We start from the raw sequence: 14,919 nt of genomic DNA, 5'->3' as shown, positions 1-14,919 counted from the left end.
CCCAGAGGGTGATCGGCCTGATCGGCTGCCCGGGCGCGGGGAAGACGACCTACGCCCGCCGCTTCGACCCTCTCGACGGCTGGGTTCACCTCACCCTCGACGACTTCCGGCAGACCCTCTGGCCGCCGCACCGACAGGTCTACTGGGAACTCAGGCAGGGCTCACATGACGATGCGGCCCGGGAAGTCCTGCACCGGGTCAAGGAAGCAGCCCTGGATGCCGCCCTGACGAACGGCTTCAGCGTGGTGATGGCGGACACCCATCTCACCAGACCCGTGTTCGAGCGCGAGCTCGGGATCGTCGCCGGACACGGGCTCACTGTGGAGTGGAAAGTGTTCGACGTGCCGTGGGAGGTCCTCAAGTCCCGCAACGCGGAGCGCGGTCGCGTGGACCCGTCGCATCGCCAGCCGGATGAGGTCCTCCGGTTCACCTACGAGGTTTTCCAATCCCCGGACGCTTGGTGGCGTAGCTTGCCGCCGGAGCAGGTCGAGGTCCTGACCTGACGGACGGAGTGAGCGATCCGTCTTCCCAAGTGTTGCCGGCAGGGCATAACCCCTCGTGCATTGCATTTGGTCCGTTGACGGGCATGGGCGTCGGCATGGTACCTCGGCCGTGACGGTTCCTCCCCGGAGGATCAAAAGGGAACGCGGTGCGGGGGTAGCCCCAACGCCGTGGCTGCCCCCGCAACTGTAAGCGGCGAGCCCTTCGCCACTGACGTCACTGAGCGGCCTCGCTCGGGAAGACGGTGAAGGGCAGTGACCCGCGAGCCAGGAGACCTGCCGTCAGTCGTGGTCACACGCGAGACACGCTGGGCGGGGTGCCCCGGCGGGTGCGGAAGCATGCGCGTTGCGCGTGGTTCGGCCTCGTTCGCGGTGACGTGCCACTGCCGTCGCCCGAGGCCCATCAACGTGTCCCGTTCACCGTCCATCCCGCTGATGTCCGTGCTGGCCTTGTCCTGCGCGATCCCCACCGCCGTCGCAGCCCAGGGGGCGCGCTCTGAGGAGACCGCCGTGGTGCTCGACGCGCTCTCGGTCGAGGGGACCCTCACCGCCACGCCGACCTACCGGGTGCCGGACCTCTACAGCGGCACCAAGACGGTGACGCCGCGTCGCGACCTGCCGCAGCAGGTCGACGTGGTGCCCCGGGAGGTTCTGGTCGACACCGCCGCGACCCGGGTCGAGCGCGCCCTCGACTACGTGCCCGGGGTCGGCAAACAGAACGATTTTGGCGCCCAGAACCTCGCCCTGTACTCGGTGCGCGGCTTCGCAACCCAGGACATTTTCCAGAATGGGTTCAACATCGCCCGCGGCTACAACGGCGCCCCCGACACCCAGAACGTCCAGTCCATCGAGGTCCTGAAGGGCCCGGCCGGAGCCCTCTACGGACGCAGCGATCCGGGGGGCACCGTCAACATCCTCACCAAGCAGCCCGTAGCGCGCCCCTTCGTCGAGATGGGCACGCTGTTCGGCAGCTTCGGCACCGCCCGCACCACGGTCGATGCCGGCGGTGCGCTGAGCGAGGACGGCAGCGTGCTCTATCGCTTCAACGGCGCGCTCGCCCGCCAGGACAGCTTTCGAGATTTCGTCGACGGCGACCGGGTGCTCCTGGCGCCGGTGGTGAGCTGGCAGGTCACCCCCGACACCAAGATCACGTTCGAGGCGCAGTACCTGCGCAACCGCCAGACCTTCGACCGCGGCACCGTCGCGGTGAACAACCGCCTCGGCCTCGTCCCGCGCTCACGCTTCTTCGGCGAGCCGGGCGACGATTCCGTGTCCGAGAGCGCGCTGCTGCAGGTGCGGCTGGAGCACGCCTTCAACACCGACTGGCATTTGCGGGTCGCCACGCACCTCAACACCGGAAGCCTCACCGGCCTGCAGACCGGCGCGACCGGGATCCTCGACGACGGGCGCACGCTCTTGCGCGAGTTCCGCCAGCACGACTTCACCTGGGGCGTCGCCATCGGCCAGGCCGAACTCGTCGGGCGCTTCGAGACCGGGCCCATCGCCCACACCCTGCTGCTCGGCCTGGAGCACGAGCGCTACAACAGCACCGAGAACCTCCTGCGCTCGACCCCGCGTCTCGACCCCTTCGCCATCGACCTGTTCAACCTGGTCTACGGGCAGGCCAAGCCTCCGTTCACGCGCCGCTACAGCGCCAGCGAGAACGTCGGCAACACGGCGGTCTACCTCCAGGACCAGATCGCTCTCAGCCCGGAATGGAAGCTGCTGCTGGGCAACCGCACCGACTTCTACAACCAGACCTTCCGCGACAAGGTCGCGAACGAACGGACCGAGCAGGACCGCACCGGCTTCTCGCCGCGGGCCGGTCTCGTCTACCAGCCGCTGTCGTTCCTGGCGCTCTACGGCAACGTCGCCGCCTCGTTCCGCCCCAACACCGGCTTCGACAGCGCGTCCCGGCCCTTCGCGCCCGAGACCGGGTTCGCCTACGAGGTCGGGACCAAGCTCGACCTGTTCGACGGCCTCAGCGTGACGGCCGCCGCCTTCCACATCGAGAAGGAGAACGTACTCACCACCGACCCGGCAGACTTCTTCTTCCAGATCGCCGCCGGGGCGGTGCGCAGCCAGGGCTTCGACGTCAGCCTGGTTGGGCAGGTCACGCCCGAGTTCCGGGTGATTGGCGGATACGCCTTCATCGACGCGGCGGTCACCCGCGACGAGGTGCTAAGGGTCGGATCACCGCTGCTCAACATTCCACGCCACAGCGGCTCGCTGCTCGGCATCTACGAGGTCCAGGCGGGCGACTGGAAGGGTTTTGGGATCGGCGGCGGGTTCCGCGCCATCGGCTCGCGGCTCGGCGACAGCGGCGTCGAGAGCTTCCGCTTGCCGGGCTACGTCTTGACGGACGCGCTGGCCTACTACCGCTACGAGAACCTGCGCTTCGGGCTGAACGTCGACAACATTTTCGACGAGACCTATTACGAGCGCTCCTACAACACCTTCTGGGTCGGCGTCGGCGAGCCGCGGCGGGTCACCGTCAGCATGACGGCGCGGTTCTGATGGGCGAGCGTCCGGGAAAACCTGAGGCGTCGGCCTGCGCACCGGCCGTGTCCAGCCGCATCGCCTCGATCGATGCCCTGCGAGGGCTGGTGATGGTGCTGATGCTCCTCGACCACCTGCGCGAGACCTGGTTCCTCCACGTGCCCGTGGCCGACCCGGTCGATGCCCGGACCGCCCTGCCGGCGGTGGCCCTGGCACGGCTCGTCGTCAGCCTGTGCGCACCCATCTTCATCGCGCTGACCGGTGTGGCAGCCTTCCTGTTCGGCACGAGGCACACGCTGTCGGAGACGCGGGCCTACCTGCTGAAGCGTGGCCTTGTTCTGATGGCACTGGAGGTCCTCTACCTGTCGGAACTGTACTGGGGCGTGGCCAGCCCAACGCTCTGGCTACAGGTGATCTGGTGCATAGGCGTCTGCATGACCGTCCTGGCGGTGCTGATCGGTCTGCCACGCACGGTCCTCCTCGCGGTCGGACTGCTGATCGTCTGTGGCCACAACCTCCTCGACCCGATCCACCTCCAGCCTGACCAACCGTTTTTTGCGGTCTGGGCGATGCTGCACCAGCGTGACGTCATCGCGCTGCCGTTCGGGCTGGTCGCCAAGACGACCTATCCCGTCCTCCCGTGGATTGGCGTGATCGTGCTCGGCTACGCGGTCGGCCCGTGGTTTCTGCCCAAAGTCGCCACGCACACCCGCGAGCGCCGGTTTATGGCCCTCGGCTGCGGGATGCTCGTCGCTTTCATGGTCCTGCGTCTGGCGAACGGCTACGGCGACAAGCCCTGGTTCGTGGTCGAGGGCGACGCGCTTCGGACAAGTTTGAGCTTCCTCGCGCTGACGAAGTATCCCCCCTCGTTGTTGTTCCTGCTGCTGACGCTCGGGATCGGGGCGCTGCTCCTGGTTGCCCTTGAACGGATGCGTGACGCTTCGATCGTCTCGGGCTTGGCGGTGTTCGGCGGTGCGCCGATGTTCTTCTACTTGCTCCACCTGACGATCCTGCGGCTCCTGTATCACGGTGCCGCCGCCATCTGGGGGCCGACGCAGGGCAGCGTGTTCGGCGTCGCGAGCTATGGCTGGGTGCTGGTCTGGTACGTCGGGCTGGTCGTGCCCCTCTACTGGCCGACGGCCTGGTTCTCGCGTTTCAAGGCATCCCGGCGCGAGATCGCATGGCTCAGGTATCTCTAGTGGAGGAAATCTGACGGATGGAACCCGTTCCCCGGGCCCACTCCTGGCTTCTTGCCGACCCTCGGAACGTCCGCTCCCAGAGTGTCAAGGCAGAGGCCAACTACCGAGTTGGGTGGATTTCTGTCAGTCTGCTTTTTGATGAGGAGTTATGAGAGCCGACATCGGATGAGCAACGGGAGTTCGGCAATTGGCCGTCACAGCGTCAGTGTCCGTAGCTCTCCACGAGCTAAGCCGATCAGGGTTCGGACAAGCAGCCAGCCGATGACTAGCGTGGCCAGCCCGAGCAGGACCAGGGCGAGGACATCGGTCGCCGGAGCGGGCTCCGCCGCCGCGACGCGCAGAGCCGCGACCGCTGCTGCGGCGAGCGGGAAGCTCACGCCCCACCAGGAGACGCGGAAAGGGCAGGCGCGTCCGAACCGGGCAAGCTTCGGCAGCAGCACGGCGAGCAGGAACAGTGCGACAGCGAACAGCGACTTAGCGAAGAGATCGATTGCGCCCGTCGTGGCAACATAGGCCGAGAAGCCGACCGCGAAGGGTGCCACGAGGATCAGGAGCGATGGCTGCAAGGCTGCGGGCAGCGGCGCCTCGAACAGGAGGCGGGACAGGATCAGCGTGAACAGAGGCATGGCGAAGAACAGCCCCACTGCCAGCCCGAAGATCATCACTCCCTGCATCGGCGGCAGACCGAGCCCCGGAAGGGCCAGGGGTACATCGAGCAGGCCGACCACCGGTACGATCCAGGCCGGCGTCGCATGCGCCGCCTGCTGCCGATCGCTTAGCCAGCGCGTCACGATCAGCCACGCGAACAGCGTCATGCCGATGGCGCCGGCGATCCACAGCGCGCGCGCCAGCGTGAGGCTGAAGGGCGCCAAAGGGATCGGCAGCAGGAGCAGGCTGATGAGCGGCGTGCCGAACAGGTTGCCGGCGATGGGGTGGCGGAACTCCGCCCGCACGGCCTCACGCGCGATGACGGCCTTGGCGGCATAGCCCGCCGCAATAGCGAGGAAGGCCGTTGAGGCTATCAGCGCGATGGCCTCCCCGACCCAGGACGGCACGCCATATCGCGCATGGGCGAGCCGCCACGCGACGCTCAGTCCCGTCAGGCCCATCACCGCCGCGAACAGGCCGACCGGCAATGACTCGATCTGCCGCCAGCCTCCCGGCAGAGGGGGCTGGTCCGGGTCACGATGGGCGGTCAGCGCGGCTTCGCTCGGCTCGCTATCGACGACCTGCAGCATGGACGAACTCCTATTCGACGAGGCATCGAATTCTTCGCGCGTTAGCCGAGACCATAGCGGGAGGCCGGCATGCTGCGGGAGAGGTTGGGACCAAGTCGGAACCGGGCGGCTTCGAGAGCTTGCCAATCACCGAGATCGGGGAGCGAGGGAATCGTAACGGTCTCGCCCGCATCGAGGCCGGCTAGGGCTGCCGCCACGAGGTCACTCGCCTCCATGATCATCTCGGGCGGAATCTGCCCGATATCTGCGCCCGTCCGTTCAAAAAAGTTGGTTCGGGTGACGCCGGGCAGCACCGCCTGGAACCGCACGCCCTTGCCGGCGAGTTCAGCTCCGAGCCCCTGCGTCAGTGCCAGAACGAAGGCCTTGCTCGCCGCATAGGGGGCGTTGAAGCGCTCTGGGACGATGGCGACCGCGGAGGAGACATTGATCACTGTGCCCGCTCCCCGCTCGCCGAAAGCCTTCGCCGCCGCGAGGGAGAGGGTCTGCAGCGCCCTGACGTTGAGGTCGAGCATCCCGTCATAGAGGCTGGCGGGGCTGTCTAGGGCGGGGCCGAGCGGCCCGAGGCCGGCGCAGTTCACCAAGACGCTTAGGGCGGCATCCGTGGCGATGCGGTCCCGGACTGAGGCAAGATCCTCCGGTTGGGTCAGGTCGGCCGACATGACCTCCAAAGTCACGCCGGCCTCTCGGCCGAGACGCTCCGCCGCCGCTCGCAGCCGGGCCTTGTCGCGGGCAACGAGAATAAGGTCATGGCCTCGGGCAGCCAACTGGTCGGCGTAAGCCGCGCCGATTCCCGAGGACGCGCCCGTCACGAGCGCCGTCCCAATGTGTTGGGTCATCAAGGTATCCTTATCAGACGCTGGAGAGCTTGGTTTTGGCGACCGGTAGCGCGCGGACCCGCTGGCCGGTAAGCGCCGCGATTGCGTTGAGGACGGCAGGCGGCACGCCCGGCAGACCCGGCTCGCCGACCCCGCCCATCGGCGCGCCGCTCTCAACGATACTGACGTGGACCTTCGGCATGTGCTCGCGGCGCAGGACTGGATAGGTGTCGTAGTTCTGCGATTGCCGCACGCCGTCCCGGTAGACGATCTGCTCGAACAGAACCGAAGACAGGCCGAGCGCCGCCGCGGATTCTACCTGCGCCTTGACGATGGCCGGGTTGACGATGCTGCCGGGATCGAACGCGATCCAGAGGTTGTGGACGCGGGCTTCCCCGCCCTCCACCGAGACTTCCGCGATGGTCGCCGTCTCAGATCCGAAGGGCGAAGCCATGGCGAGGCCGCGAGCGCGCATCCCACCCTCGCCACGATAGGGGCCGCGCTGCCAGCCGCCTGACATCTCGGCCACCGTCGAAAGCAGCGTCCGATGCCGTGCATTACCCTGGAGGAGCGCCATGCGCAGCGCGAACGGATCCTGCCCGCCGGCCTGGGCGACCTCGTCGAGGAAGCTCTCGTAGAACGCGTCGTTCATCGAGTGCCCGACCGAGCGCCAGAAGGCGATGTTCACCGGATGCGCAACCTTCGTGAAGGTCATGCGCCGGTTGGGCACGGCGTAGGGCTTCTCGACGATGCCCTCGACCGCTGAAGGATCGACGGGCGTCTGCATCATCATGCTGAAGTAGCGGCCGATCGGACCTTCCCCCACCGTTCGCACTTCAAGCGCCGTCGGCTGCCCCGCCGGATCGATGGCCGCGCGGAAGCGGCTGAAGCTCAGAGGGCGCACGGCGTCGCGGGCGAACTCCTCCTCCCGCGACCACAGCACCTTCACGGGGCGCCCAGTGGCCTTGGCGAGCAGGATCGCTTGCGGGAACGGATTGCTGGCTTCGTAGAAAAAATGCCGGCCGAAGAAGCCGCCAAGCATCGGCGAGTGGATGCGGACCTGTGCAGGCTGCAGTCCGGCAACCTTCGCTGACACGGTCTGGAATACCTCTGGCATCTGGTTCGGGAGCCAGACGTCGAGGGTCCCGTCGCCGTCAAAGCGTGCAATGGCCGAGGGCGGCTCCAACTGGGCATGTGCGAGATAAGGCGCCTCGTAATCGGCCTCCACCACCTTGGTGGCCTTGGCGAAGGCGGCGGCAACGTCGCCCTTCTCTTCGGCCACTTGGCCCGGATCGGCGGACGCCTTGAGAGCCGCGAGCATGATCTCGGACGAGAAGTCGGCCGCGACGGTATCGAGGCCGCTCGCCTTCGGCGCCGTCCACTCGACCTTCAGCGCCTCGACAGCCTTGCGCGCACGCCACCAGCTGTCGGCGGCAACCGCCACCGCGCCCGGCAGGCGGTGGACTGAGTGCACGCCTGGCATGGCCCTGACCTCCGCCTCGTTGGCGAGGCCCTTTGGTTCCGTGCCAAGGCGCGGCGCGTGCTGCACGGCGGCGTAGAGCATGCCCTCGACCTTCTGATCGATGGCGTAGACGGCGCGGCCCGTGGACTTGTCCCGCACGTCGAGGCGGGGGACCGGTTGGCGGATGTAGCGGAACGTCGCCGGGTCGCGCAGGGGCACGGACTCGTTCGGCTTGAGCTTCAGGGCGTCGGCTGCGAGATCACCGTAGGACAGCGAGCGGTTCGAGGCCGCGTGCATCACCACCCCGTCGCGGGTGGTAAGTTCGCCGTCTTGCACCTTGAGTTTGGCCGCCGCCGCCCGGATCATCAGGTCACGAGCGGTGGCGCCGAGGCGGCGCATGGTCTCGTAGCTTGACCGGGTCGAGAAGCTGCCGCCGGTCATGCGGATGCCGTTCACGACGGCGTAGTCCGGGCCGGGCGGAGCGCATTCCACAACGAAGCGGGAGGGCGGCACGTCGAGTTCCTCGCCGACGATCTGGGCCATACCGGTGGCGATGCCCTGACCACCCTCTACGAAGGGGCTGAGCAGCCTGATGGTACCGTCCGGGTGGATCTCCAGGAAGGCAACCACCCGCGTCCCTGGCTTAGGCGCCAGGGCACCGGCACCCTCGGCAGGACCTTGGGCCTCGGCCCGAGCTAAGCGCGCTGGCAGGAGGGCGCTAAGGACGAGGGCGCCACTGGCACCCGCGAGAAAGCGGCGGCGGGACGGGGCTGCTGGGCGAAGAAGCGGGATCATGGCTTGCTCCTTATGCAGCAGCCTGCCGTACGGCGGCAGCGATGGCATTGTAGGTTCCGCACCGGCAAAGGTTCGTCATCGCGTCGGCGATGTCGCCTTCGGTCGGGTGCGGCGTCTGCTTCAGCAAGGCAGTGGCGGCCATGACCTGACCGGACTGGCAATAGCCGCATTGCGGCACCTGCAATGCGACCCAAGCCTCGACAACCTTCCGGCCTACCTCGTCCTGCTCGATCGCCTCGATGGTGGTAACGGTCTGGGTGCCGACGCTCTCCAGCGGCACTTGGCATGACCGCGTCGCCTGACCGTCGAGATGCACCGTGCAGGCCCCGCACTGAGCGATGCCGCAGCCGTATTTCGTGCCAGTCAGGCCGAGCGTGTCGCGCAGGACGAAGAGCAACGGAGTATCGGGCTCGGCGTCGACTGCATATTGGCGACCGTTGATCGTCAGGCTGACCATCGCAACGAATCCCTGAGAGTAAGTAGGCCCCACGGCCATGCTTACGCAGAGGTCTCCGCACCCACTACGTCATAATTGCCTCGTTTTCGGACATGCGGGGCGGTCAGACGACCGCGAGCGGTCCAGCCGCCCGACGGATTGCCCGTGGGACTTCTCCCTGAACGCGCAGGAACGCCCGGCGCATCCGCTCGCGGCTGGCGAAGCCGGCAGCGTCGGCGATCTCCTCAATGGGTAGGCGGCTTTGCTCCAGCATGTGCTTGGCGGCCTCGACGCGCATCACCTCGACCGCCTTGGCCGGCGAGACCCCCGTTTCGGCTCGGAAAGCCCGTGCGAACTGACGCGGACTGAGGCAGGCGACCGCCGCGAGATCCTCCGTGATCAACGGACGCTGCAGGTTCTGCCGCGCATAGGCGAGAACACTTTGTATCCGGTCGCTCGGCGCGTCGAAATCGAGCAGGGCCGAATGCTGGGCCTGGCCCCCGGCCCGGCGGCGCTCCATGACGAGGCCTCGTGCCACAGTACGGGCGACTTGCCGGCCGTGGTCGCGCTCAACCATGCCGACAGCGAGATCGATGCCCGCCGCCATGCCAGCGGACGTCCAGATATTGCCGTCCGCGACATAGATCTTATCGATGTCGAGATGGCAGTCGGGATGGCGCGCGCGGAATTGAGGCGCATAGCGCCAGTGCGTCGTAGCGCGCCGCCCGCTTAACAAGCCGGCATCGGCCAGGGCAAACGCACCGAGGCAGAGGCCGGCCAAGCGGCGCGTGGAGCGAGCCGCCTCTTGCAGATAAACGAAGAGATCCGAACTCGGCTCGGGAAGGCTGATCCCTGCGGCGACGATAATTGTGTCGAAGGCGGACGGATCGCTCAACCGCTCGGTCTCGACGGCGGGGCCGCACCCCGAGCGAAGTAGGCCACCGGCCTCCGACAGGACACGGATGTCATAGGTCGAGTCAGTTACGTATCTGTTGGCGACAGCAAAGGGCGAGGTGGTAGCCAAGCCCATGAAATCGAATTCTGGGCAAAGCACGAGGCCGATGCGGCGGACGTCAGCCATCGCGGCCCCCCTTACCCTCTAACCGGGCCTGAGTTCCACATCAGGCCGCCAATGAACCAGTACAAGCGGAACGGCCGAAAACGAGGCATATTCGTCCGAGATTAAATTCGCCAGATGCACGCCGCTCATTGGCTGAACGACCGCTTTCAGGCGCGCCGCGAATTGCCTTAAGCGGCAAGGGTGGGTCGCGACCCACCCTTCTGCGCCACGGCCAAAAGGAGTGGAAGGGAGACCGTATCCTTGAGGGCGTTTCGACCGAAGCGGTCATTTACCGGTCTCGATCCCTGACAGCACATGTCACATTCGCGGACCCGGTCTCGTCCGTGTGTGGAGGCGCGCGTTTCCGGACCCTGGTGAGCCGGATGTCCGCGCTTCCCGATCAAGGGGCGACCATGGACACTTCAATGACCGGCCAAACCGATACGAGAGATCCTCACCGAGCGCGTCCAAGTTCGGAGGAATTGGTGCCGTCACGATACGCGGTGCGCATCGGCGAGATCGACGTGCTGGTCGTCAGCGATGGGGTCTTGCCCCTTCCGACGGCGATGCTCGCTCACAATGCGGACCCAGCGCTTCGGGCGGAATGGCTGGACGACATGTTCCTAGCGCCGGACGCATTCGACTGGCCGCTGAATGCCGTTCTGGTGCAGAGCGGCGAGCAGACCATCCTCATCGATGCCGGGCTCGGGTTGGATCCGAACCTGGATCTGCCGCGAGCCGGCCAGCTGGTCAAACGTCTGGAAGCGGGCGGAATCAATCTGGCGTCCGTGACCGACCTGGTGCTGACGCACATGCACATGGACCATATCGGCGGGCTCCTCATCGACGGGGTGAAGGAACAGTTGCGGCCGGATCTGCGGATCCACGTGGCGGCCGCCGAGGTCGCGTTCTGGGAAGCACCCGATTTCTCCCGCACCTCGATGCCGGCGGGCTTCCCGGACGCCCTGCGATCCACCGCCAAACGGTTCTCGGAGGCATACAGCAGCCATCTGCGAACCTTCGAGGATGCGCATGAGGTCGCGCCGGGGGTGGTCGTCCATCGCACCGGAGGCCACACCCCCGGGCACAGCGTGGTCCGCCTGACATCCGGCGGAGAGCGGCTTACGTTCGCCGGCGACGCCATCTTTCCGGTAGGCTTCGACCAGCCCAACTGGCACAACGGTTTCGAGCACGACCCCGAGGAGGCAGCCCGCGTTCGGATCCGTCTTCTCCGGGAATTAGCCGGGACCAGGGAACAGTTAGTGGCCACGCACCTGCCGTTCCCGTCCGTCGGCCGGGTCGCCGCCGATGGCGACGCCTTCCGTTGGGTGCCGGTGTTCTGGGATTACTGACCACGCCTCCAGCAGGGACCAAATCAGCGGCAGCGTCGGGGCAGAACCTACGGCGTTGCCGACCGAACCGCGCCGCAAGGACTTCCCAAACGTGATGCGGGAGGCGCCGCAGTGAACCCCTCGGTAATGACCGCCGTGCCTGCAGTGGCGGGACCACAACGATGCCCGTCGGTACGTGCCGGCATCGATCACGCATCGACCTGTCTCGGTACATGATCGAGTACGCCGCGCACCTTGCTCGCCAGCTGCTGCAGGGTGAAGGGCTTCGGCAGGAAATGCGTGCCGTGATCGAGCACGCCATTATGCACCACGGCATTGCGCGTGAACCCCGTCGTGTAAAGCACCTTGAGTTCCGGACGCCGCCGGAGCGCCTCCTCGGCCAGTCGACGCCCATTCATGTCGGCCATGACGATGTCAGTGAACAACAACGCGATGTCGGGCTGGGAGTCTAGGATACGCAATGCGGCGACACCGCTCTCGGCGTGGCGCACGCTGTAGCCGAGTTCGCGCAAGGCCTCGACACTGAGCAGGCGCAGGGCCTCCTCGTCCTCGACCACGAGGACGATCTCGCGTCGGCATCCGAGGGGCAGGACAGCCGTGCGCCGAACATCCTGAGGGGATCCGGCAGCTTCGCCCTCGCCATAGAAGCGCGGCAGGTAGAGCTTCACGCTCGTGCCCTGCCCGGGCTCCGAATAGATCCGTGCGTGTCCCCTCGATTGCCGCACGAAACCGTAGACCTGCGACAGGCCTAATCCTGTTCCCTTGCCGACCGGCTTGGTGGTGAAAAACGGATCGAACACCTTGGCCAGAACGTCCGGCGACATGCCGGTTCCCGAGTCGGTCACGGCCACCAGGACGTACTGACCGGGTGAGATCTCCACGGTCCTGGCATAGGCCTCGTCGAGGTGGGCGTTGGCCGTCTCGATGGTCAGGCGGCCGCTTCCGGTGTCGGTATCCGGCATGGCGTCCCGCGCGTTTACGGCTAGGTTGAGGATGGCATTCTCTAATTGGCTCACATCGGCATGGGTGCGCCATAGGCCGCCGGCAAGCACGGTCTCCAACGCGATGCCCCCGCCGAGCGTGCGGCGCAGGATCTCCGACATCCCGGATACGAGCTTGTTGGCATCGATAGGCTCCGGCGCGAGCGGCTGTTGGCGCGAGAAAGCCAGCAGGCGTTGGGTCAGCGAGGCTGCGCGGTTCGCACCATCCGTGGCGACATCGATGAAGCGCTCGATGTCGCTCTCGCCACGTGCCATGCGCTTGCGGATCAGGTTGAGGCTGCCGATCACGATGGCGAGCATGTTGTTGAAGTCGTGCGCGATGCCGCCGGTGAGCTGGCCGACGGCCTCCATCTTCTGCAACTGCCGTAGTTGGGCCTCGGCCGTCTCACGGCTCTGCATCTCGCCAATGAGCGCGCGGTTCGCGTCGTCGAGTTCCTGCGTGCGCGCGGCGACTCGGTCTTCCAGCGCCAGGTTGAGGTCGCGCAAGGCGAGCTCGGCGACCTCGCGCTCGCGTGTCCGTGCCTGCAATTGAAGCGCCGCCGTCGCAAGCGCCGCCCCGATCCGGTTCACCTCCAGGATGGGGGTCACGATGGCCTCGACTTGGCTCCCCTGGCCTATCGCTTCTGCGCCGTCCCCGAGGCGACGCATCGCACGGTCCACCCGTTGACCGGCCCCGAACGCGATGCCCACGACAGGCAGGCCGAGCACGAGCCCCATCCCGAGGAGGATCATCATCGAACGTTGCAGCGGGGCCTCGGCAAGCTCCCTGTCGACCACGACCGCCGCGGTCCAACCCGTCAGCTTCGACTTGCCGTAGCCAACCAGGACATCCTGTCCGACCCGGTTGCGGCCGTAATACCGTCCAGCGTCGTCGACCGTGTGAGTGCGAAAATCGGACGAGGTCAGCTTGCCGACGAAGTCCTCCTGCCGCTCGGTGCGGACTGCGACGATTCCGTTGCGATCCACCAACGACCCGATCCAACCGGCCGGGAGATCCTCTCGGCGCGTCGTTGCCACGAGGTGGTCGATGTCGAGGCTCGCCGCGAGGAGATAGGTCGGCGTTTCGCCGATGCGGATAGGGGCGCCGACGATCTGGAAGACGGGCTGCTTCGAGACCGAGGTCAGGAAGACGTTGCTGACCACCGCGACGCCCGTTCGCAAAACCTCTCCGTCGATCTCCGCAAGGGCCAGGGGCACAGGTGCGGCGGTTCCGAGCGGCGCTCGGGTCGTCAACGCGGCAGTCCCGTCGATACGCCGGAGGTTGATGTTGATCCCCTGCAGGCGGGTGATCTCCTGCATCTGGGCGTAGAAGGCCGGCAGGTCGTGAGCTGCGAGGCTCGGTGAGGTCGCGAGCGCCTGAAGTGTCGTGAGCACACCATGGATCTCGCGGTCGAACGCCACGGATAAGCCGTGGGCTCGGATCTGCACGTCCTGTTCGACCTGCGTGCGTTCGGACGCGGCGAAGCGCCAGAGCAGGACACCGACGAACAGCAAGATTGGGACCAGCAGGCCGACGAAGAGGGTCAGGAACTGCCATCGGAGCGGACGGGGAGGCTTCAACCCTTCGTCTTTCGCCTAGCGAGCTGGCGGCTTCGGTCTCGCCTCGGCCTCTCGATGGAGGGCGTCATGATCGTCGTTCCTCGCGATGCTCCCTGCATGACGAGGGTCGAAGAGCGGACGTGACACGGCGGAACGGATATTCCTGGCCGTAGGGGCGTCTGGCCTCCGCTCGGACCAATTATCATCGGAGCCGATGTCACACTGGATGGGACCGCTCTCGTCTTGTTTTCGAACGTCCCCACCGGGACCGGACACAGGACGGAGCGTCACATGAAGATCGTCGTCATCGGCGGCACGGGGCTGATCGGCTCGCAGGTCGTCGCCACTCTAAAGGCCGCCGGCCATGAGGCCCTTGCGGCCTCGCCGAACACCGGCGTCAACGCCGTCACGGGCGAGGGGCTCGCAGTAGCGTTGAAGGGGGCCGCCGTGGTGGTCGATGTCGCCAACTCGCCATCGTTCGCCGACGAGGCGGCAATGGACTTCTTCGTCCGCGCCGGACGGAACCTCGCCGCGGCCGAGAAGGATGCCGGCGTGTCTCACCACGTCGCGCTCTCGGTGGTCGGCACCGAGCTCCTGCTCGACAGCGGCTACTTCCGCGCCAAGCTCGCCTGATCGGCCCCCACGAGGTGGTCCAAGGGTAAAGTTAGTGCACGGTGGGCCGCTCCGCCACGGATAGCTTGGCCGGCGGAGCTGGTCTGGCAAGCGCAGCCGGCCAAGCGGAGAAGGCTGGCATGAACACCTCCGGGGCCGGCGGTCGGTATCCCAGAGAGGCATGCGGGCGCACGCCGTTGTAGTGACGTCGCCAGCTTTCGATGACGACCTGCGCTTCCCTGAGTGTGTAGAAGATCTCGCCGTTCAGGAGTTCGTCGCGAAGACGCGCGTTGAAGCTTTCGACGTAGCCGTTCTCCCACGGTGAGCCTGGCGTAATGTAGGCCGTCTTTGCTCCGACGCCGGTGATCCAAGCTTGGAGGGCCTTCGCAACGAACTCCGGGCCGTTATCCG

At 66.6% G+C, this 14,919-nt stretch carries 11 protein-coding genes, 1 pseudogene and 1 riboswitch; of the genes and pseudogenes, 5 read left to right on the top strand and 7 right to left on the bottom strand.

Going from position 1 to position 14,919, the window contains the following annotated elements; translation table 11 throughout:
* Positions 1-8: 8 nt before the first annotated feature.
* The 3 genes from FV222_RS00465 to FV222_RS00455 all read left to right on the top strand — a co-directional run bounded on the left by FV222_RS00465 (position 9) and on the right by FV222_RS00455 (position 4,198).
* Entirely contained in the window at positions 9-503 is a 495-nt protein-coding gene (locus FV222_RS00465; RefSeq protein WP_147812593.1) for an AAA family ATPase, read from the top strand.
* Positions 504-599: 96 nt separating this feature from the next.
* Positions 600-799: riboswitch (cobalamin riboswitch) on the top strand.
* 109 nt (positions 800-908) lie between these two features.
* Positions 909-3,017 (top strand): TonB-dependent siderophore receptor, encoded by a 2,109-nt coding sequence (locus FV222_RS00460; RefSeq protein WP_246685250.1) that lies wholly within the window; start codon positions 909-911, stop codon positions 3,015-3,017.
* Entirely contained in the window at positions 3,017-4,198 is a 1,182-nt protein-coding gene (locus FV222_RS00455) for a heparan-alpha-glucosaminide N-acetyltransferase domain-containing protein (RefSeq protein ID WP_147812592.1), read from the top strand. Before FV222_RS00460 ends, FV222_RS00455 begins: the two co-directional genes overlap by 1 nt.
* Positions 4,199-4,392: 194 nt before the next feature.
* Here FV222_RS00455 and FV222_RS00450 read toward each other — a convergent pair whose 3' ends face one another.
* The 5 genes from FV222_RS00450 to FV222_RS00430 all read right to left on the bottom strand — a co-directional run bounded on the left by FV222_RS00450 (position 4,393) and on the right by FV222_RS00430 (position 10,025).
* Entirely contained in the window at positions 4,393-5,436 is a 1,044-nt protein-coding gene (locus tag FV222_RS00450; protein ID WP_147812591.1) for an SLAC1 anion channel family protein, read from the bottom strand.
* Positions 5,437-5,477: 41 nt separating this feature from the next.
* A complete protein-coding gene (locus FV222_RS00445; RefSeq protein WP_147812590.1) occupies positions 5,478-6,272 on the bottom strand; it encodes an SDR family oxidoreductase in 795 nt (264 codons plus the stop codon).
* A 13-nt stretch (positions 6,273-6,285) separates the two neighbouring features.
* The gene (locus tag FV222_RS00440) at positions 6,286-8,508 is read right to left on the bottom strand and encodes a molybdopterin cofactor-binding domain-containing protein (protein ID WP_147812589.1); all 2,223 of its coding nucleotides are present in this window, start codon (positions 8,506-8,508) and stop codon (positions 6,286-6,288) included.
* A 10-nt stretch (positions 8,509-8,518) separates the two neighbouring features.
* Positions 8,519-8,965, bottom strand: coding sequence for a (2Fe-2S)-binding protein (locus FV222_RS00435; protein WP_147812588.1), 447 nt, complete (start codon positions 8,963-8,965; stop codon positions 8,519-8,521).
* 103 nt (positions 8,966-9,068) lie between these two features.
* Positions 9,069-10,025 carry a GlxA family transcriptional regulator gene (locus tag FV222_RS00430; RefSeq protein WP_147812587.1) on the bottom strand — a complete coding sequence of 319 codons (957 nt, stop codon included), beginning with the start codon at positions 10,023-10,025 and terminating at the stop codon, positions 9,069-9,071.
* 404 nt (positions 10,026-10,429) lie between these two features.
* Between FV222_RS00430 and FV222_RS00425 the strand changes: the two genes are divergently transcribed.
* Positions 10,430-11,356 carry an MBL fold metallo-hydrolase gene (locus tag FV222_RS00425; protein ID WP_147812586.1) on the top strand — a complete coding sequence of 309 codons (927 nt, stop codon included), beginning with the start codon at positions 10,430-10,432 and terminating at the stop codon, positions 11,354-11,356.
* 188 nt (positions 11,357-11,544) lie between these two features.
* Here the strand turns inward: FV222_RS00425 and FV222_RS00420 are convergent, their stop codons facing one another.
* Entirely contained in the window at positions 11,545-13,851 is a 2,307-nt protein-coding gene (locus tag FV222_RS00420; protein ID WP_246685249.1) for an ATP-binding protein, read from the bottom strand.
* Positions 13,852-14,187: 336 nt separating this feature from the next.
* On the opposite strand from FV222_RS00420, the pseudogene FV222_RS00415 reads away from it, so the two are divergent.
* Positions 14,188-14,526 (top strand): annotated as a pseudogene (locus tag FV222_RS00415) (NAD-dependent epimerase/dehydratase family protein); the annotation flags it as partial.
* Positions 14,527-14,560: 34 nt separating this feature from the next.
* Here FV222_RS00415 and FV222_RS00410 read toward each other — a convergent pair.
* Positions 14,561-14,919 (bottom strand): integrase core domain-containing protein (locus tag FV222_RS00410; RefSeq protein ID WP_147812585.1); only part of this gene is annotated, 359 nt, incomplete at its 5' end.

This window comes from Methylobacterium sp. WL103, assembly GCF_008039885.1.
GTDB classification, from domain to species: domain Bacteria; phylum Pseudomonadota; class Alphaproteobacteria; order Rhizobiales; family Beijerinckiaceae; genus Methylobacterium; species Methylobacterium cerastii.
The sequence above is the reverse complement of the archived record's forward strand: the minus strand, read 5'-3'. Positions and strand labels throughout refer to the sequence as shown.

What these genes read in the sequence shown, in the direction of transcription:
- FV222_RS00455 (WP_147812592.1), top strand. Translation starts at nt 3,017, where the DNA reads ATGGGCGAGCGTCCGGGAAAACCTGAGGCGTCGGCCTGCGCACCGGCC.
- FV222_RS00450 (WP_147812591.1), bottom strand. Translation starts at nt 5,436, where the DNA reads ATGCTGCAGGTCGTCGATAGCGAGCCGAGCGAAGCCGCGCTGACCGCC.
- FV222_RS00445 (WP_147812590.1), bottom strand. Translation starts at nt 6,272, where the DNA reads ATGACCCAACACATTGGGACGGCGCTCGTGACGGGCGCGTCCTCGGGA.
- FV222_RS00440 (WP_147812589.1), bottom strand. Translation starts at nt 8,508, where the DNA reads ATGATCCCGCTTCTTCGCCCAGCAGCCCCGTCCCGCCGCCGCTTTCTC.
- FV222_RS00435 (WP_147812588.1), bottom strand. Translation starts at nt 8,965, where the DNA reads ATGGTCAGCCTGACGATCAACGGTCGCCAATATGCAGTCGACGCCGAG.
- FV222_RS00430 (WP_147812587.1), bottom strand. Translation starts at nt 10,025, where the DNA reads ATGGCTGACGTCCGCCGCATCGGCCTCGTGCTTTGCCCAGAATTCGAT.
- FV222_RS00425 (WP_147812586.1), top strand. Translation starts at nt 10,430, where the DNA reads ATGACCGGCCAAACCGATACGAGAGATCCTCACCGAGCGCGTCCAAGT.